Genomic DNA, 20,715 nt, shown 5'->3' with positions numbered 1-20,715 from the left:
CCAGCCTTGAGGATCAGATGCGTCATCCTTCGACCGCCGCCATTCGGCTCGCCGATTACCGTCCCGCCGATTTCGCAATCGATTCGGTCGAACTCGATTTCAAGCTTCATCCGACCAATGCGCGAGTCGTCGCGCGACTGGCGTTGCGCCGCAATCCAGCCGGCGACGCGAGCGCGCCGCTGGCGCTCGACGGCGACGATCTGACTCTGCTGGGCGTCAAGCTCGACGGCGCGACGCTGGGCCCTGGCGACTTTGAGGCGACGCCCGATAGTTTGACGCTCTCCAAAGTTCCCGACGCGCCCTTTACGCTCGAAATCGAGACCGAACTTAATCCGAGCGGCAATACGCAGCTTTCGGGCCTCTATCGTTCCGGCTCCGCCTATTGCACGCAATGCGAGGCGGAAGGCTTTCGCCGCATCACCTATTTTCTCGACAGGCCGGACGTGTTGAGCGTCTATATGACGCGCATCGAAGCCGAGAAGAGCGAAGCGCCGATCCTGCTGTCGAACGGCAATCCCGTGGAGCATGGCGACATCGCCGGAACCGATCGCCACTACGCGATTTGGCGCGATCCCTTCCGCAAGCCCTCTTATCTCTTCGCGCTCGTCGGCGGCGACCTCGGCGTCGTGCGCGACAAATTTACGACAATGTCGGGACGCGACGTCGATCTCGCGATCTATGTCGAACATGGCAAGGAAGCGCGCGCCGGCTATGCGATGGACGCGCTCAAGCGCTCGATGCGCTGGGACGAGGAGAAATTCGGCCGCGAATATGATCTCGAGGTCTTCAACATCGTCGCCGTCTCCGACTTCAACATGGGCGCGATGGAGAACAAGGGACTCAACATCTTCAACGACAAATATGTGCTCGCCTCCGCCGACACCGCGACCGACGGCGATTACGCCGGCATCGAAGGCGTCATCGCGCATGAATATTTCCACAATTGGACCGGCAATCGCATCACCTGCCGCGACTGGTTTCAGCTTTGCCTGAAAGAAGGTCTGACGGTTTTTCGCGACCAGGAGTTTTCCGCCGACATGCGGTCGCGCGCTGTGGAGAGAATCGGCGACGTGCGCGGCCTGCGTCTCGCGCAATTCCCTGAAGACGCGGGCCCGCTCGCGCATCCCGTGCGTCCGGACGTCTATCACGAGATCAACAATTTCTACACCGCGACGGTTTACGAGAAAGGCGCGGAGCTCATCCGCATGCTGCGCGGGCTGATCGGCGAAGAAACCTTCCGCCGCGGCATGGATCTTTATTTCGAACGCTTCGACGGAACCGCCGCGACCGTCGAGGATTTTCTTTCCTGCTTCGCCGCGGCGTCGGGCCGCGATCTGACGCATTTCGCGCTTTGGTACAGTCAGGCGGGCACGCCGGTCGTGACGACTTCCGGCGACTATGACGCCACCGCCAAGACCTTCGCTTTGAAATTCCGTCAGGAGACGGCGCCGACGCCGGGCCAAAGCGAGAAGAAGCCCGTCGTCATTCCGATCGCGCTCGCGCTTTTTGGCGAGAACGGCCAAAAGCTCGATCTCGTCAGCGATGACGCAAGTCCGACCGAACTTGCCCGCGGCCTGATCGAACTCGACGTCGCCGAGCGCGTCATTCGATTTCGCGAGGTCCCGTCACGGCCGGTCGTTTCGCTACTGCGCGGCTTTTCCGCGCCCGTGCGCCTCGAGCCTGCGCCCGCGAATGAGGACCTCGAACGCTTGCTCGCCTTCGACGACGACCCGTTCAATCGCTGGCAGGCGGCGCAAGGCCTCGCCTTGCGGGCGATTTTCAGCCGGCTCGAAACCGGCGCGCTCGATGCGAAAGGTCTCGGCGACGCGCTGCGATCGCTGCTCGCCAAGGCTGAGGACGATCCGGCCTTTGTCGCTCAGGCCCTGTCGCTGCCATCGGACATCGACCTCGCGCGCGAAAAGGCGACCGACGTCGATCCCGACGTTTTGTTTGATTCGCGCATGGCGCTTCGCGCCGAAATCGGCAGATCGCTCAGTTCCGAGCTTGACGCGATCTATGCGCGCTTCGCCGACGAGGGCGCCTATGCGCCCGACGCCGCCAGCGCCGGCCGTCGCGCCTTGCGCAATGTCGCGCTCGACTTGCTGGCCGCCGGCGACTCTGAACGAGGGCGCGCGCTGGCCATGGCGCAATTTGAGGCTGCGGGGAATATGACCGACAAGCTCGCTGCGCTCGCGACGCTGGCGCTTCTCGGCGGACACGCGCGCGAAGAGGCCTTCGCCCGCTTCTATGCGCAATACGCCGGCGACGCGCTTGTGATCGACAAATGGTTCTCTTTACAGGCGATGATTCCGGAAGAAGCGACGACGCAGCGCGTGTTGAGCCTGATGAGCCATCGCGAATTCTCGATCGCCAATCCCAATCGCGTGCGCGCGCTGATCGGCGCCTTCGTCAATGGCAATCTCACGCGCTTTCACGCGCTGGACGGATCTGGATACGATCTGCTGACGAGCGTCGTTCTTCAAGTCGACCCGAAAAATCCGCAACTGGCGGCGCGGCTGCTCTCGGCGTTGCGCTCCTGGCGCACGATGGAGTCGCGACGACGCGACCTGATTGAGGCTCGGCTCAAGCATATCGTCGCGCAAGAGAACCTCTCGGCGGACCTGCGCGACATCGCCACGCGGGCGCTCGGCTGAGCCCATCGAAAAAAGTTTCGTTAACTTTGCGTTAAGGTCTGGACAATTGCGCCTCGAGGGATTCGAATGAAAGTGATTCGGGCGTAAAGCCGCGTTTGCATCACAATCATTTCGGAGGCTCTTGATGAGGCGCGCTCCCGCTGCCCGCGCGAAGACTCACGCCCATACGGTGTGGGGCGCGTATCGGTTCGACGAGGATGGCGCCGCAAAGGGGCTAAAGGATTTCGCCTGGTTGCGCCCCGTCGCGCTTGCCGCCTGCGCGGTTTGCCTGCTGTCTCTCGCCGCCTTCGTCGTGTCGCTGGCCGGCGCGATGCAGGATCGGCTGGTTGAGCAGGCCGTCGACGACCTTGAACTTTTCGTGCGCGCCGTCTCGCTCGACTTGCGCGACAAGCTGATGGCGGACGCGCAAAAACCCTTCGCTGCGCCGCTTGATCAGCTTGTGCCGCAGGGCGCGCTTTCGCGCGGCCGACGAATTCTGGTGACCGATCAGCGCGGACGGATCGCCGCCGCATACCCCCCGATTCCGTCGAAAGACCTGACGCTGTCGCAGGCGCTCGGCGCCGAAGAGGCGCTCATCGACTTCGCCGATAACGCCGGCGTGATGCGCGTCACCTTGCCAGAGGGCGTTGCTGCGCTGGTGAGCGTGAGGAAGCTGCCGGCGCCCTTCGGCCAGGTGGCGATGATCTATCCGGTCGAGAATGTAGTCGGCGAGTGGCGCGCCGTCGCTTCGCGCTATGCCCTGATTTTCGCCGGCGCAACGCTGCTGCTGCTGCTCATCGTCCTCGCCTATTTCCGCCAGACTCGCCGTCGTCAGGAGGTTGAACGCGCCAATGCGCTGATCCGCAGGCGCCTCGAGGCGGCGCTGTCGCGCGGGCGCTGCGGTCTCTGGGAATGGGATATCGCGGGCGGCCGGATCTATTGGTCCGACTCCATGTACGAAATGCTGGGGCTGACCGCCGAGCGGCGCTTTCTCTCCTTCGCGGAATTAAGCGGCATGCTCCATCCCGATGACGGCGACTTCGAAACGATCGCCGAAAGGTTGGCGGGTTCGCGCGCCAACAGCATCGATCACGAATTCCGGTTGAAGAACGCCGACGGCGAATGGATCTGGCTGCGGGCGCGGGCGCAGATCGTCGAAGAGGGCCGCGAAGCCGGCAAGCATCTCGTCGGCATCGCCATCGACATTTCCGAGCAGCGGGCGCTCGCCGAATACACGAAGATCGCCAATCTGCGCCTGCGCGACGCCATCGACGCGATCTCGGAAGCCTTCGTGCTATGGGACGCCAAGAACCGCCTGGTCACCTGCAACTCGAAATTTCTGGCCCTGCATGGCATTCCGACCGACGCCGCGACGCCCGGCGCGCGCTATCGGCAGATCATGAGCTGCGCCACCGCGCCGCTGATCAGAACCGAGATCGCCCCGCCCGAGGGCGCGTCGCCCGACGCCCGCGCCTATGAAGCCCAGCTTATCGACGGGCGCTGGCTTCAGATCAATGAGCGCCGCACCAAGGACGGCGGCTACGTGTCGGTGGGCGCCGACATCACCGCGCTCAAGCGCAATGAGGAAAAGCTGCGCGATTCGGAGCGTCGCCTCACCGTGAGCGTCGCCGATCTCACATATTCTCGGCAGACGCTCGAAATACAGGCGCAGCAGCTCGCAACGCTCGCCGAGAAATATCATCATCAGAAGGCGGAAGCGGAGGCCGCCTATGTGGCGAAATCGGAATTCCTCGCCAATATGAGTCACGAGTTGCGCACGCCGCTTAACGCCATCATCGGCTTTTCGGAGATGATGGAGGCGGAGCCCTTCGGCGCCCTCGGCTCCCCAAAATATCTGGAATATTGCAGCGGCATACGCCAGGGCGGCGCCTATCTCAACGAAGTGCTGTCCGACATTCTCGACATGTCGCGCCTCGAAGCGGGTCTTGTGCGGCTCGCCGAACGCGAAATGAATGTCGCCGAGGCGATGCGCACGGCCGTCGCCGCCTGGCGCGCGCGCGCCGAACTCAAGGAGATCGAGATCGTCGCCGACGCCGCCGATAATCTGCGCTGCGTCGGCGACGAAGCCGCGATCGTCAAGACGCTCTGCATCTTTCTCTCCAACGCGGTGAAATTCAGCGACAAGGGACAAGTGGTGCGGGTGCGCGCGCGTGCGCATAGCGGCGCGATCGATGTGTATGTTGAAGATTCGGGACGCGGCGTCGATCCATGCGCCATTCCCAAGCTCGGCAAGCCCTTTGAGCAATGCGCGAATTTGATCGAAAACGGGATGCGCGGCTCCGGGCTCGGCCTCGCCATCGCCCGCGCCCTCATCGAATTGCATGGCGGCGCATTGCGCTTCCGCTCGCGGCTTGGCGAAGGCACGATTGTCATGATGCGGCTGCCGGCCGCCTCGGCGACGGTGACCCAGTTAAAGACGCGCGCAACCGAACCGCAGAGCGCGCCTGGGAAAGTCTCGCATCATGCGCGCTCGACGCGCGCCGGCGGACCGACGGTGATCCGCATCGCCGGCAAGGACAGCACAACGCGCAAACCAGGCGCATTGTCTTCGATCCGCAACGCGCCATGATGCATGCGGGCGACCGCCGCGGCGAGCGACAGTCCGAGACCCGAGCCCGGCCGCGACCTCGAATTCTCAAGCCGCACGAAGCGTCCCACCACGCGCTCGCGATCAGACGACGCAATCCCCGGCCCACGATCGGAGACGACGATCTCCACGCAATTGCCGACGCGCCGCGCTTCGACGGCGATGCGCGGATCGTCGCCCGCCGCGCCATATTTCAGCGCATTGTCGACAAGGTTCACGAGCGCCTGCCCGAGCAGTTCGCGGCTGCCCGTGATCTTTAGTCCGTCCTGCGCGGTGACGTCGAGACGCACGCCCTGCTCTTCCGCGACCGGCTCGTACATTTCGACGATATCGCGCACGACGGCGTCGGCGTCGAAGGCGGCCATGTGGTCGCTCGAATAGCCGGCCTCGGCGCGCGCGATCATCAACAAGGCGTTGAATACGCCGATCAGATTGTCGGACTCTTCGATCACGGCGGCGAGCGCCTCGCGATGCTCGCGATCATCGGAGCCCGCCCGCAAGGCGGCCTCGGCGCGATTGCGCAGGCGAGTCAGGGGCGTCTTGAGGTCATGCGCGATATTGTCGGACACCTCGCGCAAGCCGGCCATCAGCTCGCTGATGCGCGCGAGCATCGCATTGAAATTTTCCGCCAGTCGATCGAGTTCGTCGCCGGCGCCCGAAACCGCGAGACGCTCGTGCATGTCGCCCGCCATGATGCGGCGTGCCGAGGCCGACATCACGTCGACGCGCTCGAGCATGCGATATGAAACGAATAAGCCGCCAAGCGAGCCGACAAGGACGAGCCAGAACAGCGAAACGCCGAGCGCGCTGCGCAGGATGCCGCGCAGCACCTCATGATCTTCGATATCGTGGCCGATGAGCAGGCGAAAGCCGCCCGGCAGCAGAAACAGCCGCAGCAACGCCGGATGCTTGACCCCCGGCTCGCCGCGCCGCTCATAGGTCGTCTCGACGAGCGCCGTACCGCCCGAAGGCGTGAACGCCGGGGGCTCGATATTGCCGACGATGACGTCTCCGGAATGGCTCGACAGCAGATAGAGCGAACCGCCCGGGGCGCGTACGCGGCGTTCGAGCGCATTGGCGAGCTGACGAAGGCCGCCTTGCGAATATTGTTCTGAGAGCGCTCTGATTTCGGCGTCAACGGTCTGCTCGATCTGTTCGTCGAGCACTTCCTTGACCCGGGTCCCGACGCGCGCGAGCACCAGTCCAGCGCCGATCGAGAACAGCACGAGATAGGCGATCGACAGTTTGAACGCCGTCGTGCGGAAAAGCTTACCGAGCGCCGTCACGAATCATATACCCGGCTCCGCGGATCGTGTGCAGAAGCGGGTTCTCGCGACCCTTGTCGATCTTGGAGCGCAAGCGCGAAATATGCACGTCGATGACGTTGGTCTGCGGATCGAAATGATAGTCCCAGACATTCTCGAGAAGCATGGTGCGGGTCACCACCTGGCCGGCGTGTTTCATCAGATATTCGAGCAAACGGAATTCGCGGGGCTGAAGCGCCACTTCCTGTCCGCCGACGGTCACTTTGTGCGACAGGCGATCGAGCTCCAGATCGCCAACACGGTATTGAGTTTCTTCGCCCTTGGGGCCGACGCGGCGGCGGGCCAGCGCCTCGACGCGCGCGAGCAGTTCGGAGAAGGAATAAGGCTTCGGGAGATAGTCGTCGCCGCCGGCGCGCAGGCCCTTGACGCGGTCGTCGACTTGGCCGAGGGCCGAAAGAATGAGGGCCGGCGTTTCGACGCCTTGTTCGCGCAAGCCCGAGATCAGCGACAGCCCGTCCATCTTAGGCAGCATCCTGTCGACGATGAGCACGTCATAGTCGCCTTCGCCGGCGCGGCCATAACCGGCGAGCCCGTCCGCGGCATGTTCGGCGACATGGCCCTGTTCGCGGAACGCCTTGACGAGATATTCGCTCGCTTCGTTGTCGTCTTCAATGATGAGAATGCGCATGTTTCTCTATATCCGAGATTGCAAAAAAACGGCAGGCCGGCGCATTGTGCGCCAGCCTGCCCGCGTTCGGGAGCCAGGAGGGGACTGGCTCTGCCCGACGCTCTTCTTTGCGGAGACCGGCTGCGGGCGGGTGCAGTGTGTCGGCCTCAACGCAAGAAGTTCGGTAAACCGGCTTAGCCGGCGCCCTTCACGGGAACGGCGACGAATTTCGCCCCGTCCGTGGACTTGACCCGCAGCAGCACCGAGCGGCGGCCGTCCTTTCGAGCGGACTCCAGCGCGGCGACGAGATCGCTGCTGGAGCTGACCGGCCGACCGCCGGCTTCGACGATAACGTCGCCCCTGTGCAATCCCTTTTGCGCAGCTGCGCCGGACGGATCGAGATCGGTCACAAGGACCCCTTCACGACCCGCGCCGCGCACCTCGGTCGCCGGCACCACCTCGATGCCGAGGCCGGACAGTTCGGGACCGCGCTCCGAATTTTCGTCGTCCGCGCGCGCCTCACGGTCGTCGGGCAAAGTCCCCAGTTTGAGCTTCACGTTCTTTTCGGCGCCCGAGCGCTGATAGGTGAGGTCCACCGTCTTGCCGGGGCCAAGGGCGGCGATGCGACGCGCCAGATCACGCGGAGTCTCGATCTTCTCGCCATTGACCGCGACGATGACGTCGCCCGCCTTCAGGCCCGCGTCTTCAGCCGGCGCGCCTTTCTGCGGCTGCGCGATCAGCGCGCCCTTCATGGACTTCAGACCCATGCTGTCGGCGATTTCCTGCGTTACGCTCTGAATCTTGACGCCGATCCAGCCGCGCGACACGGAGCCCTTTTCCTTGAGCGCCGCGACGACGTCCTTGGCGACCTCGGTCGGAATCGCGAAGCCGATTCCGATCGAACCGCCCGACGGCGAATAAATCGCCGTGTTGACGCCGATCACATTGCCATGCGCGTCAAAGGCGGGGCCGCCCGAGTTGCCGCGATTGACCGGCGCGTCGATCTGCAGGAAATCGTCATAAGGACCGGCGCCGATATCGCGCCCGCGCGCCGAGACGATGCCGGCGGTGACCGAGCCGCCGAGGCCGAACGGATTGCCGACCGCGATCACCCAGTCGCCGACGCGCGGCGTCGACGTGCCCCACTCGACATAGGGGAGCTTCTGGCCGTCGTTGATCTTGAGCAGCGCCAAGTCGGTGCGCTTGTCCTTGCCGACGACCTTGGCCGGCAGCGTGCGGCCGTCATCGAGCGCGACCTCGACTTCATTAGCGTGTTCGACGACATGGTTGTTGGTCACGACATAGCCGTCAGGGCTGATGATGAATCCGGAGCCCTGCGACATCGTCATGTGTTTCTGCGGACGGCCTTGGCCCTGTTCGCCGAACCGTTTGAAAAAGCGATACATCGGGTCGTCGGGCGACATGTCGGGCATCTCGAAGGCGCCGCCCTGCGAATCCTCGACTGCCTTGACCTTGATGGCGACGACGGCGGGTTTCACGCGCTCGACGATGTCGGCGAAAGATGCGGGGCCGGCGGAAATGACCGATCCCGAAAGCGGCGCTTCGGCGTAGGCCGGCGTCAGCGGCGCCGAACCGATGGCGGCGCCGAGCGCGAACGCGGCCGTCGCGCCAATCAGCGCGAGGCGAGACGCGCGGCGCGGCGCTTCCATGGCGCGGTCGCGAGGATTGATTGCGATAGGCATTTCTCGAAAATCTCCATCTCTGCGCGACGCCCCGCGGAGGAGAAGCGCAACGTCGCCGCGAGTAGAAGATGGAGATCACCGCTTTGCCGGCCAATGGCGGCGGGATGAAACTTTCGTAACGCGGCCCTACAGCCACCCGGCGCGGCGCAGCCGATAATAGAGATAGCCGCAAATCGTCGCGGTCACGCCCAGGATGACGTAATAGCCATATTTCCAGCTCAGCTCCGGCATATGCTTGAAATTCATGCCGTAAATGCCGGCGACGGCCGTGGGCACGGCGAGAATGGCGGCCCAGGCGGCGAGCCGGCGGGAAATGTCGGTCTGCTGCATCTGCGCGTTCATCAGGCTCGATTCAAAGGCGAAGGCCAGAGTCTCGCGCATCGTGTCGATGCGCTCCTGCACGCGGCGCAGATGGTCGCGCACGTCGCGAAAATGCGGCCGCATCTCACGATCGATCGCGACAACGTCGCTGCGCTCCAAACGCCGGCAAACGTCGGAAAGCGGGGTCGCGGCGTTGCGCAGATGCAGAAGATCGCGCCGCAAACTATAGAGTTGCTCGATCTCCTCCCGGCCCATCGTCGTCGCGAGCACGTGATCCTCGATGTCCTCGACCTCGTTATTGATGGCGTCGAGCACTGGGAAGTAATTATCGACGATGAAATCGAGAATGGCGTAGACGATGAAGTCCTCGCCCTCGGAAAGGCGCTCGGCGCGGGCTTCGCAGCGCTCGCGCACATGCGCATAAGTTTCCGAAGCGCCGTGGCGGACGCTCACGACATAGCCGACGCCGAGAAAAAGATGTGTCTCGCCAAAGGCGATGCGGCCATCGACCATCTGCGCCGTGCGCGCGACGATGAACACGCTGCTCTCATATTCTTCGAGCTTGGGGAATTGATGCGCCTTAAAGGCGTCCTCGATCGCGAGCTGATGCAGCGAGAACTGGCGCCCGACACGCTCAAGCAACTCCTGCGAGGGCTCGTAGAGGCCGATCCAAACGACATGGCCCTCGCGCTTGGACCAGTCTCCCGCCTCATTGATCTCGATATCGGCGATCTTGCGGCCGCCGCGACCACGCCGGCTTCACGGGTATTTGTCGCCATCGCCCGTTCGTCCAAGGCCGCGCTCCGGCCGTCAGGACGGTTTCGAGCCGCCGCGCGTCACGCCGACCTTCGCTGGCCGCAAGACGCGCTCGCCGATCATATAGCCTTGCTCGACGACCTGCGCCACCGAGCCGACAGGCTGCGTCTCGTCGGGAATCTCAAACAGCGCTTCATGCAGATTGGGATCGAATCGCGCCCCTTGCGCGTCGATCTTCTTGACGCCGAAACGGGCGAGCCGCGCCAGGAAATCACGCTCCATCACTTCGACGCCTTCGACGAGCGACGCCACCGCCGGGTCGGCGCGCGACCCTTCGGGCACGTTCTCCAGGGCGCGCTGCAGATTATCGGCGAACGTCAGCGTTTCGCGGGCAAAATTGGCGACGCCATAGGCTTTCGCGTCGGCGACCTCACGCTCGGCGCGACGGCGCACATTCTCGACTTCGGCGAGCGCGCGCAGAAGCTTGTCCTTCAGGCCTGCATTTTCCGCATATAGATTTTCGAGCTCGGTGAAGGGCTCCGGCTGCGCAATATCGGATTCCGCCGAAGGCTGCGACAGGGACGAAGGCTCCGCCGCGCCCTGATTTTTCGTCGCGTCAGCCTTCTTATCCGCATTCGTTGGATCGCTCATGCTGTCACCATGGTTTTTGTAAAGGCCCCGATATCTACGCGCCAATCGCCAAAATCAAGTCGCCGCGGCCGGCGTTTTTTGGCCGCGGCCGCCCTGGACGCCGAACACATCCAGGAGTTGGCGCTTGATCGCCGCCTGACGCTGCGGCGAGGCGATTTTCGCGCCGGTCAAATCGGTGACGTAGAAGGCGTCGACGGCGCGCTCGCCGAAGGTGACGATATGCGCCGAAGCGATATTGAGGTTGAGCCTGGATATCGCATTCGTGAGCTCGAAGAGAAGACCTTCGCGATCGAGTCCCGAAACTTCGATCACCGTATAGACGTTCGACAGGCTGTTATCGACGACCACCTCCGGCGCCACCGAAAAGGCGTCAGTCGGCAGATGAGCTTTGGCGCGCGCCTTCAATTCTTCCGACACGACGACTTCGCCGCGCAGCGCCCTGGCGATAAGGTCGGCGATGCGTCGGGCGCGACGCATTTCGTCTTCATCCTGATCGAAGGCGCGCGAGAAGAAGATCGTGTCGAGCGCTAGCCCGTCCACCGTGGTGAAGATATGCGCGTCGACGATATTGGCGCCGCCCGCCGCGCAGCCCCCGGCGATGATCGACAGCAGACGCGGATTGTCGGGCGCGACGACGGTCAGTTCCACGGCGCCCCGCGTCCTGTCGAGTTCGACCGCGGTCGCGAGCGGCGCTGGCGCGCCGTTCATCTCGCGCAGCATCGCGGCATGACGAAGCTTGCGCGCGACGTCGACCTTGAGCCAATAGGCCGGATAGTGGCGCCTGGCGTAGGCGTCGAATTCCTCGTCGCTCCAGTCCGGCAGCGCCGCGCGCAACTCATCCTTCGCGGCCGCGACGCGGCTCTTGCGATCGACCGCCGAATGGCCACCGCCGAGCACGACTTCGGTCTCCCAATAAAGCACGCGCAGCAGCTGCGCCTTCCAGGCGTCGAGCACGCCGGGACCGACGGCGTTGATGTCGCAGACGGTCAGAACGAACAACATCTTCAGCCGCTCCATCGTCTGAACGATGGCGGCGAAATTCTCGATGGTGACGCGGTCGGAGAGATCGCGGCTCTGGGCGAAACTCGACATGGTCAAATGATGTTCGACGAGCCAGGCCACTGACTCGGTCTCGCCGGGCGTGAATCCCAGCCGTGGACACAGCGCGCGCGCCACCTCCATGCCGGCGACGGAGTGATCCTCCTTACGGCCCTTGGCGATGTCATGCAGGAAAAGACCCAGATAAAGAACCTTGCGGTTGACGATCGTCGGCAGGACTTCGTCGACCAGCTGCCGGTGTTCGGGCATGCGCCCCGCTTCGAGATCGGACAATCCGCCGACCGCGCGCAGCAGATGCTCGTCGACCGTGTAGTGGTGATACATGTTGAACTGCATCATCGCGACGACCTTGCCGAATTCCGGAATGAAGCGCCCGAGCACGCCGGATTCGTTCATCCGCCGCAGCGTGATTTCGGTCATGTTGCGCGACAGCAGGATTTCCAGAAACAGCCGATTGGCCTCCTTGTTCGCGCGCAGATTGGCGTCGATCAGGCGCAACGACAGAGTCACCGCGCGCAAGGCGTCGGGATGCAGCGGCAGGCCATGATGATCGGCCATCCAGAAGAGCCGGATGATGTTTACAGGATCGCGCTTGAACACGTCGGCGTCAACGATGCTGATGCGATCGTGATCGACGATGAAATCGCCTTGCGGCGCGCGGATGCGCCGGCGCCGGAACGGCTGCAGGAAGCGCTCAAAAATCGCGCGCGGCTTCGCCTGCCTTTCTTCAAGCGCCGCGCAGACGATCGCGGTGAGATCGCCGACTTCCTTGGCCACCAGAAAATAATGCTTCATGAATCGCTCGACCGGCGACAATCCGCTGCGGTCGTGATAGCCGAGGCGCCGCGCGATCGTCGGCTGCACGTCGAAGGAAAGCCGTTCCTCGGCGCGACCCCTCGCAAAATGCAGATGGCAGCGCACCCGCCACAAAAACTCTTCGCAGCGCTCGAAGAGACTGAGCTCGGCGGCGGTGAAGAGGCCTGCGGCGACAAGCTCCTTCGCCTCGCGCACGCGGTAGACATATTTGGCGATCCAGAACAGCGTATTGAGATCGCGCAGGCCGCCCTTGCCTTCCTTGACGTTCGGTTCGACGAGATAGCGCGAGGCGCCGGCGCGCAATACGCGCGAATCGCGTTCGGCGAGCTTGGCGGAGACGAATTCGCGCGTGTCGAGACGCGCGATCTCGCGGTCGAAACTGTCGCGGAATTCGCTGAACAGCTCGGCGTTGCCGAGGATGAATCGCGCTTCGAGCAGCGTCGTTCGAATGGTCATGTCGGCGCGGGCCTGACGCATGCATTCGGCGACGGAGCGCGTCGCATGGCCGACCTTCTGACGCAGGTCCCACAGAATATAAAGGATCGCCTCGATGACGCTTTCGCCCCAGGGCGTCTGTTTGTAGGGAACGAGAAACAGAAGGTCGATGTCGGAGCCGGGCGCGAGCGCGCCGCGCCCATAGCCGCCGACGGCGACAATGGCGAGACGCTCGGCGAAGGTCGGATTGTCGACGACGTAAACATAGCGCACGACATAATCGTAGATGGCGCCGATCAGCTCGTCTTCGAGCGCGGAGATCAATCTCGCGCAGGCCAGTCCCGAGCCGCGCGCCTCGAGCCTGACACGGGCGATCTCGCGTCCTTCCGCGAGAACGGAGCGAAACAATTCGACGATCGCCGTGCGTCGCGCATGGCCGCGATCTCTCTTGCAGATCGCCGCGACCACGGGCGCAAGCGCCTCGCGCAGACCGCGGAACTGCGCGCCGGGATCGAGCCCGGCGAAAACGCTGATCGGCGCGACTTCGTTCATCGGGCGAGTTCCGGCGAACGGCCCGCCGCGCGCAGCGCGCGCAGGCGCGTCTCGATGGCGTCGAACAGCGTCGGCGCGAGATCGGGCCCGCCGACGCGCTTGAGCGCGCGCAGACCTGTCGGCGAGGTCACGTTGATTTCGGTAAGCCAGCCGTCGATCACGTCGATGCCGACAAAGACGAGGCCGCGCCGTTTCAGCTCCGGCCCCAGCCGCGCGCAAATTTCCTGCTCTCGCGCATCGAGTTCTGACGCCGCGGGCGATCCGCCGCGCACCATATTCGAGCGGATGTCGTCAACGGCTGGAACCCGATTGATCGCGCCCATCGCCTCGCCGTCGATCAGCAGGATGCGCTTGTCGCCCTTCACGATCTCCGGCAGAAATCGCTGCACGACCCAGGGTTCGCGGAAGGTCGTCGCGAACATGTCGAAGAGCGAACCGAAGTTCGGATCGCGCGGCGCGACCTTGAACACCGCCGCGCCGCCATGGCCGTAGAGCGGCTTCATGACGATGTCGCCATGCGTGGCGCGAAAGCGCTCGATCGCCGCGCGGTCGCGGGTGATCAGCGTCGGCGGCATCAGATCGGCGAATTCCATCACGAAGATTTTTTCGGGCGCATTGCGCACATGCGCGGGGTCGTTGACGACGAGCGTCTTCGGCGCGAGCCGCTCCAGAAAATGCGTCGAGGTAATATAGGCGAGATCGAACGGCGGGTCCTGGCGCAACAGCACGATATCCATGGTTCCGAGTTCAAGCTCGGCCGCCTCGCCTAACGCGTAATAGCCGGACGGATCGTCGAAAACCTCGATGCGATGGGCGCGCGCCGTCAGCCGCTCGCCTTCAAGCGACAGCCGATCGGGCGTGTAGAACCACAGGCGATGGCCTCTGCGCTTTGCCTCCAGCATCAGCGCAAATGTGGAATCTCCTGCAAAATTAATGCGTTCCAACGGGTCCATCTGGACCGCAATCTCGAGCATCGATCCCCCTGCCGCGGCCGCCGCCGTCCGGCGCCTCATCTGGAGCGGGCCGCCCCTTCGGGCGACACTTAGCAGGAGAATGGCGGCCTTGCGCAACCCTTGGCCGGCGCCCCGGCCCTCGACCGCACGTCGTCAGGTTCAAATCACATAATCGAACGAATCATAGGCGAGGCCGCGCAGCAGCTGGTCCATGTCGCGGGCCGGCTCGGCGCGAGATTCGGTCCCGACCACCTTCGCCGGCACGCCGGCGACGATCGAATTCGGCGGAACCGACTTCAGCACCACTGAGCCAGCGGCGATGCGCGAACAGGCGCCGATCTCGATATTGCCGAGGATCTTGGCGCCAGCGCCGATCATCACCCCGCGCCTCACCTTGGGATGGCGGTCGCCCGCAGCCTTGCCGGTGCCGCCGAGAGTCACATTGTGCAAAATCGAAACTTCGTCGTCGACGACCGCCGTCTCGCCGATGACAAAGCCGGTGCCGTGATCGAGGAAGAGCCCCTTGCCCAGCCGCGCCGCCGGATGAATGTCGGCGGCCAACGCATCGGAGGCGCGGCTCTGGACATAGTAGGCGAAGTCGTGTCGGCGCCCGCGCCACAGCGCATGGGCGAGCCGCGCCGACTGGATCGCATGGAATCCCTTGAAATAAAGCAGCGGTTCGATCAGCCGCCCGCAGGCGGGATCGCGCTCGACGCAAGCGGCGAGATCGGCGCGGAACGCCGCCGCAATCGTCTTATCCTCGTCCACCGCCTGCATGAAGGCGTCGGCGATCGTTCTAGCGTCGATCGCCGAGGCGCCGAGTCTCGCCGCGATGCGCTGGACCACCGCCTCTTCGAGCGACGCCCGGTTGAGGACCGCGCCGCGCATCAGCGCCGTCAGCGATGGATCGAGACGCAGCGCGCTCTCGGCTTCGCGGCGCATATGCGCCCACATTGCCTCGCCCTCCGCCGCAAGCGCGCTGAAGTCCTGGCTCGGCGCCTCGGCGTCCATCTCTAGAACTTCACCGCCGGCGGCGATTGCGCCGCATCGGTCACCGAGAATTCCGCCATCGGCTTGGTTCCTGCAAAAAATGTTTTCGCCCAAAGCAACGTCGGGAAGGTGCGCAGCGAAGTGTTGAATTCCCGCACCGCCTCGATGTAGTCGCGCCGCGCGACATTGATGCGGTTTTCGGTGCCTTCAAGCTGCGATTGCAGGGCGAGGAAGTTCTGGTTGGATTTTAGATCGGGATAGGCTTCGCTGACCGCGATCAGCCGGCCGAGCGCGCCGGTGAGCTTATTTTGCGCCTCCTGGAACTGCTTCATCTTCTCGGGATCGGTCAGCGAACCGGCGTCGACCTTGACCGAGGTCGCCTTGGCCCGCGCCTCGACCACGGAGGTCAAGACGTCCTTCTCCTGCTTGGCGTAGCCTTTCACGGTCTCGACGAGATTGGGAATGAGATCGGCGCGGCGCTGATATTGCGACTGCACGTCCGACCATTTCGCCTTGGCGTTTTCTTCGAGCGTCGGAATCGTATTGTAGCCGCAGCCGGAAACGCCCACGCTAAGGAAAATCGCGGCGGCGATCGCGCGCCAGCGGGAAAAGTCGCTCATATACAACTCCCAAGGAGCGGCGACGCCCGCCGCATGATCGTCGCGATGAAATGTAAGGCGTCGCTTTGGGCAAGGAAAGGGCGCGGCCTGACGACCAAGTTGGGGTAGAATGGGCCTTCGCCAGAAGGATGCGGACAAGATGCAAATCGACGAGATCATAGGCAATTTCGAACTGCTCGACGAATGGGAGGATCGCTACCGCTATCTCATCGAGCTTGGCCGCACGCTCGAGCCGCTGCCGAAAGAGGCCTACACCGACGAAAACAAGGTGCGCGGCTGCGCCAGCCAGGTGTGGCTCGAATCGACGCCGACGCGCGATCCCGGCGGACGGACGATTCTCAATTTTCGCGGCGACAGCGACGCCCATATCGTGCGCGGCCTCGTCGCGCTGACGCTGGCGCTCTATTCGGGACGCCCGGCGCAGGAAATCGTCGACACCGACGCCCAGCCGCTGTTCAAGGAGCTCGGCCTCGCCGAACATCTGACGCCGCAACGCGCCAACGGCCTGCGGTCGATGGTCGAGCGGATCAAGAAGGAAGCGCGCGAGGCGATGGCGGCGTAGGGCGGCGAACAGCGCCGCATCATGCCCGCGCTTGAGCCGGGGATCCAGGATTCATGTAACTATCGCCAGTACGGAGGTCATTTTAACTCCTTCACTCGTTCATAAAGCCTCCTCAGGTTGTCATCCGACATGTCGATGATTGGCTCGTACATGAACGCGTTTACATGAATGTTCTCTGGGGTCATCAGCGCAACCTTATCCAAGGCCGCAATGTTAAGCGTCTCCTTAGGATATAAATCCTTGAATTTACTAACGAGTCGCCAAGCTTGGTTCGCCTCAATGCTAGCCACAAAATCCGGGTCAGCGATCCGCTCGACCATAAATTTTTCGGCACGCAACCGGATCGCAATGGCAAGAACTATTTTGTTCGTTAAGCCAGTGGCGGTCACGGCAGAGCATTCCTTCGCTTGTTCAAATATCACGTCATACACCAGAGCATCTTTATTCGATGAAGCACCATTTTCATTACAAAGATTATTGTAAATTGCATCCAAGTCCGAAATTTTCAAATTTGACGTTTCTTTTTTCCAATGCAGCATAGCTGTAAGCTGCGAGAAAGCCGGATCTTTATCACCGACGGTCATCTCAATGATGTTGCGCAAAAACGGTATGGACGCGATTTTTTCTATCATTCGCGTAGAAATTAGGCTTCCAATCCTTAGCGAAGATATTTCTTATTCCGTCGGCTTGCTCAAGCTTTACGCCAGCGTCGCCACGGGATGCCATTAGACAAAATCGGTATCCGACACCGAGGCGGCTCTCAACAGTTCGGAAAAAATCAAAGTTGTGCGTCATAATAATCATCTTAAATAATCCATCCTCACTTATATCTTTAAGATATTGTATAATCGCATATTTGTTCTGGTAATCGAACGAATCGGCGATATCGTCGACGACAATAAGCGTTTCCTGCTTATTCTTGCGACGCGTCTCAATTTCGAAAATCACATTCAAAATATAGAGGGCTTTGCACTCCCCGGTACTAAGGGACTGTAGCAACTCGTTCTTCTGGATTTCTGCCGTATCTTTTCCATCTATGTATGTGAATCCGAGCTCAATGATCGAAGTCTGTCCAAGCGTGACCTCGGCTTCATTCTTGGCCTCTAGCTTAAATGGAACAACAAAACGATCATTAAAGATATTAATAACATCTTTCCACTGGTTCTGCTGGCCTTTTGCAGCCAATTCTAGCTCCTTTCGCCTAGCCGCGGCAGCGTCATGCTTTTTAATCCAATCGTCATACAAAACTTCATTTGTTTTCAGATATGACTTAATAACATCTTGCCTCAAGCGTTCTGGGTTTGAGAGCTTGGCCAGCAACGCCTCTTCGTCTCTTATGTATTCACAGAACTCACGTAGCTCAGCATTACGCTGTAACTGCTTTGCAACGTCATCAAACCTCTTTTGTAATTTGGCGTCAGATAGTATGGCTGCTTTTTCTGCAGCTATCACATCCTCAAGCTCCTTCTGGTTTGCGATTAGCCGACTTCCTGAATCCGCGTTTAAGCTAACAGTATGCTTAGCATCAAAAAATCCATTGTCGGTTAGACTCTTTGCTATCTGTCCAGCATTGTAGTAGTCGAACGTTCCACGCTTGAAGTACGTAGACGCGGAGAGAAGTGCATTATACTGTCGCATATACTCGTGTACTGCATTCTTCAAATCTTTTGTGTTTAGCGCCGCCATGACTTTATCATTAAACACCTTATCATATGGGACGTCTGCGAATAAGTTCTCCTTTTGCTCTTCCACCTCGCGCTTGACGCGGATTAGAGCTTGATCGAACTCAACAGGGCTCTGCATGATCGCAGAGGAAATCTCTTGTTCGAGATTCTTCTTTGTTCCCGACTGAGATTTCACCGCCGCCAATAAAGCGGATTTGGCATCAGCCGTGGCTCGCAGCAAATTATCGTATTCACGCTTCATTTTTGGGTCGAGAAGGAGGGTGGAGGTCTTCTCCGAAACTCCAAGCTCGGAATCGTACGGACCAACCACGAACACGCGGTCGCCTTCGATCTCGGAGCCGTTTTCGTCAACGATATGACGGTCTGTTTTGCGCGCCTTGAAGATGCGGTCTTCGGATGGCTGCTTAGCTGCAGCATCTTGAAAGGTCTTTGCCAGCGATGATTTCATTACGCCATTTGGCGCATAGATGGCGTATGCTCGTGTTTTTTTAAAATTGAAATCTTGATTAAGGAACTTGATCCCATAGCAGTTCTTGAGTTCAATTTTGACTTCATCCATGACATACCCCGGGCGAATCGCCGAGAGTGCCGCCCCGGCATGGGCATCATGCATTTCGTAGGTTCGTTCAGTCACGTTTTATCTCCCTCAAGGGACGTTGTTCACATCCTTGGCCGGTAGTCCTCCGCGCCCCAGTGCAACAGCGATCCGGCGTGGTCGCGGCCGCGGGCTTCGACTGCGAGGCCGTAGTGGCGCGCCAGTCGATCGAGCGCGATTCTCAGCACGACTTTCGCCGAGCGTGGCGGCCAGCCGCGTTCGCTTTCGACGATTTCCAATCCCTTGAGATAGCCGCAGACGTCGGCGAGCAGTCCCGCCAGTTCCGGCCCCACCGCGTCGAAAGCGCGGGCGAGGCGCCGGCGCGCGTCGATTGCGACTTCGGAGACGGCGCTAAAGTCGGCGCCGCGCCGCGCGGCGTTGATCGACGCCTCCCAATTGGCGGTCACCCGCTGCAACAGCTGCGCCTGTTCGATGTCGCGGCGGAAGCGCTCGCCCGCTTCAAGCTGCGCGGAGTCGAGAAAGGATCGGCCGTCGCGATCCTTGCGCCGCGCGAGCCAGGCGAGCGGACTTTCCGACTCATCGACCAGCGTCGGACGCGCGCCTTTGTCGAGCTGGCGCAGCGCATAGTTTGCGTGTTGCGCGCGAAAGGGCTCAGCCTGCTCGACCTCGGGCGCTGACAATCGGCGAAGATGAGCGCGGCCGGCGTCGGTCAGCGCCAGCCGGCGTTCGCCGCCGTCATCCTCCCATCGCACGAGTCCTTCTGCGCGCGCCGCTTCGCCAACGGCGGCGGGAAGACGCGCACGGACGACGGTGACGCCTTTGCTGCGCGAAAGCACGACCAGCGTCGACGCTTCGAGACCGCTGAGCGCGCCGCGCGCGCCGGGCTCGGCGAGCGCCTGGAGCAGCCGGCGCAGGGCGCGGCCATTGTCCGCTCCTTCCGGACGTTTCGCGCTTTTCTTCATCGCGCGCTCCCTTGCGTAAGGAGGTCGCAGATCATGTCGCGCTTGGCGGCGAGCGCGGTTTCGAGCCGGCGCGCGCCGGCGTCGAATGAGGGATCGTCACGCAAATCCTCGATCGTCGCGCAGGCGTGGCGGATGGTGGCGCGGTCGCGCGCGAAAGCCCTGGCGCAGCCCGAAACGCTCGCGCCAAGCGCGACATGATGGAGATAGACGGCGAGCTGACGGGCGCGGGCGACCGAACGACGGCAGCGGCGCGCTGAGAAAATCTCCGCGAAAGACGTGGCCTGAGCCGCTGCCGCCACGGCGGCGCTGAGGCCCGGAATGGGGACGGGACGGGAAAACATCGAAAGCTCCAGCTTGAGTGGAGCCGCAGCCTATTCTGGAATAAAATCCTATTCAAGGGACAAAATACTTATCCTCATGCGTTTTAGCGAGAGCATCTTCAGCATCATGGAGGATGTCCCGTGACGCAAAGATCAATTTCAGAACCGCACGACCGCCCCGTCCGCTTCGCCGCCGCCGGGCGAGCGCTCGACGCCGCCCTCGCCTCCGGCGAAAAGAGCTATGACCGCGTCAGCGCGCTCTCCCGCCTCCATCGCCTGTCGCCCGAGACGATCGCGAGCGAATCGCCGGACGCGGCGCGCGCGGCGCTGAAGGAAATCGAACGCGCGATGCGCGGCGAACGGGCGCGGCGCGGGCATTGGAGCTATGATCTCAACCGGCACATCAGCCTGCTCATCGCCCACCGCGCCGAGACCGCGCGGCTCAATCGGCTGTTGAACGGCGCCTGAGCCGGCGGTAGTGTCTCAGTTTGATGGAGTGGATGCCCCCTCCTGACGGCATCGCGATGTGCCAAGGTGGCGATGTTTTCGCATCCCACGGAATGGGGAGGGCATCCATGGAAGAGGTTAACATCATCGGTCT

Annotated in this window: 17 protein-coding genes; 4 read left to right on the top strand and 13 right to left on the bottom strand. The window is 62.1% G+C overall.

All coding sequences use genetic code 11. From position 1 onward, the window contains the following. The first annotated feature begins 17 nt into the window (after nucleotides 1-17). Together pepN and AB7I51_RS03200 are read left to right on the top strand one after the other, a co-directional pair. On the top strand, nucleotides 18-2,654 hold the full coding sequence (gene pepN / locus AB7I51_RS03205; RefSeq protein WP_428404260.1) for an aminopeptidase N: 2,637 nt from the start codon (nucleotides 18-20) through the stop codon (nucleotides 2,652-2,654). A 124-nt stretch (nucleotides 2,655-2,778) separates the two neighbouring features. After that, the gene (locus AB7I51_RS03200; RefSeq protein ID WP_428404259.1) at nucleotides 2,779-5,223 is read left to right on the top strand and encodes a PAS domain-containing sensor histidine kinase; all 2,445 of its coding nucleotides are present in this window, start codon (nucleotides 2,779-2,781) and stop codon (nucleotides 5,221-5,223) included. On the opposite strand, the gene AB7I51_RS03195 is transcribed toward AB7I51_RS03200, so the two are convergent. The 9 genes from AB7I51_RS03195 to AB7I51_RS03155 all read right to left on the bottom strand — a co-directional run bounded on the left by AB7I51_RS03195 (nucleotide 5,115) and on the right by AB7I51_RS03155 (nucleotide 16,029). Beyond that, entirely contained in the window at nucleotides 5,115-6,527 is a 1,413-nt protein-coding gene (locus tag AB7I51_RS03195; RefSeq protein WP_428404258.1) for a sensor histidine kinase, read from the bottom strand. The genes AB7I51_RS03200 and AB7I51_RS03195 overlap by 109 nt on opposite strands. Then, entirely contained in the window at nucleotides 6,511-7,194 is a 684-nt protein-coding gene (locus tag AB7I51_RS03190; RefSeq protein ID WP_428404257.1) for a response regulator transcription factor, read from the bottom strand. The genes AB7I51_RS03195 and AB7I51_RS03190 overlap by 17 nt, the downstream gene beginning before the upstream one ends. 173 nt (nucleotides 7,195-7,367) lie before the next feature. Then, nucleotides 7,368-8,876 (bottom strand): Do family serine endopeptidase, encoded by a 1,509-nt coding sequence (locus tag AB7I51_RS03185; protein ID WP_428404256.1) that lies wholly within the window; start codon nucleotides 8,874-8,876, stop codon nucleotides 7,368-7,370. Between the two features lie 126 nt (nucleotides 8,877-9,002). After that, a complete protein-coding gene (gene corA / locus AB7I51_RS03180; protein ID WP_428404276.1) occupies nucleotides 9,003-9,929 on the bottom strand; it encodes a magnesium/cobalt transporter CorA in 927 nt (308 codons plus the stop codon). 78 nt (nucleotides 9,930-10,007) lie between these two features. Continuing rightward, a complete protein-coding gene (gene grpE, locus AB7I51_RS03175) occupies nucleotides 10,008-10,604 on the bottom strand; it encodes a nucleotide exchange factor GrpE (RefSeq protein ID WP_428404255.1) in 597 nt (198 codons plus the stop codon). A 54-nt stretch (nucleotides 10,605-10,658) separates the two neighbouring features. Then, complete coding sequence (locus AB7I51_RS03170; protein ID WP_428404254.1) at nucleotides 10,659-13,466, bottom strand: [protein-PII] uridylyltransferase; 2,808 nt, start codon at nucleotides 13,464-13,466, stop codon at nucleotides 10,659-10,661. Then, on the bottom strand, nucleotides 13,463-14,440 hold the full coding sequence (gene gshB, locus AB7I51_RS03165; RefSeq protein WP_428404253.1) for a glutathione synthase: 978 nt from the start codon (nucleotides 14,438-14,440) through the stop codon (nucleotides 13,463-13,465). Before gshB ends, AB7I51_RS03170 begins: the two co-directional genes overlap by 4 nt. A 138-nt stretch (nucleotides 14,441-14,578) precedes the next feature. Then, nucleotides 14,579-15,430, bottom strand: coding sequence for a serine O-acetyltransferase (gene cysE, locus AB7I51_RS03160; protein ID WP_428404252.1), 852 nt, complete (start codon nucleotides 15,428-15,430; stop codon nucleotides 14,579-14,581). A gap of 2 nt (nucleotides 15,431-15,432) precedes the next feature. Next, nucleotides 15,433-16,029, bottom strand: a complete 597-nt coding sequence (locus AB7I51_RS03155) for a LemA family protein (RefSeq protein ID WP_428404251.1) — start codon at nucleotides 16,027-16,029, stop codon at nucleotides 15,433-15,435. 139 nt (nucleotides 16,030-16,168) lie between these two features. On the opposite strand from AB7I51_RS03155, the gene AB7I51_RS03150 reads away from it, so the two are divergent. Further along, nucleotides 16,169-16,591 carry a SufE family protein gene (locus tag AB7I51_RS03150; protein ID WP_428404250.1) on the top strand — a complete coding sequence of 141 codons (423 nt, stop codon included), beginning with the start codon at nucleotides 16,169-16,171 and terminating at the stop codon, nucleotides 16,589-16,591. 77 nt (nucleotides 16,592-16,668) lie between these two features. On the opposite strand, the gene AB7I51_RS03145 is transcribed toward AB7I51_RS03150, so the two are convergent. Genes AB7I51_RS03145 through AB7I51_RS03130 form a run of 4 tightly spaced genes read right to left on the bottom strand, consistent with a single transcriptional unit; the run spans nucleotide 16,669 to nucleotide 20,135 of the window. Continuing rightward, nucleotides 16,669-17,175 (bottom strand): hypothetical protein, encoded by a 507-nt coding sequence (locus tag AB7I51_RS03145; protein ID WP_428406117.1) that lies wholly within the window; start codon nucleotides 17,173-17,175, stop codon nucleotides 16,669-16,671. Nucleotide 17,176: 1 nt separating this feature from the next. Next, the gene (locus tag AB7I51_RS03140) at nucleotides 17,177-18,910 is read right to left on the bottom strand and encodes a phage infection protein (protein ID WP_428404248.1); all 1,734 of its coding nucleotides are present in this window, start codon (nucleotides 18,908-18,910) and stop codon (nucleotides 17,177-17,179) included. Nucleotides 18,911-18,936: 26 nt separating this feature from the next. Next, entirely contained in the window at nucleotides 18,937-19,794 is an 858-nt protein-coding gene (locus AB7I51_RS03135; RefSeq protein WP_428404247.1) for a DUF6456 domain-containing protein, read from the bottom strand. Next, nucleotides 19,791-20,135, bottom strand: coding sequence for a helix-turn-helix domain-containing protein (locus AB7I51_RS03130; protein ID WP_428404246.1), 345 nt, complete (start codon nucleotides 20,133-20,135; stop codon nucleotides 19,791-19,793). The genes AB7I51_RS03135 and AB7I51_RS03130 overlap by 4 nt, the downstream gene beginning before the upstream one ends. Nucleotides 20,136-20,255: 120 nt before the next feature. On the opposite strand from AB7I51_RS03130, the gene AB7I51_RS03125 reads away from it, so the two are divergent. After that, nucleotides 20,256-20,582, top strand: a complete 327-nt coding sequence (locus AB7I51_RS03125) for a DUF6477 family protein (protein ID WP_428404245.1) — start codon at nucleotides 20,256-20,258, stop codon at nucleotides 20,580-20,582. The last annotated feature ends 133 nt before the right edge of the window (nucleotides 20,583-20,715 follow it).

This window comes from Methylocystis sp. (assembly GCF_050246715.1).
Lineage (GTDB): Bacteria > Pseudomonadota > Alphaproteobacteria > Rhizobiales > Beijerinckiaceae > Methylocystis.
This window is presented reverse-complemented; position numbering and strand designations above follow the sequence as displayed.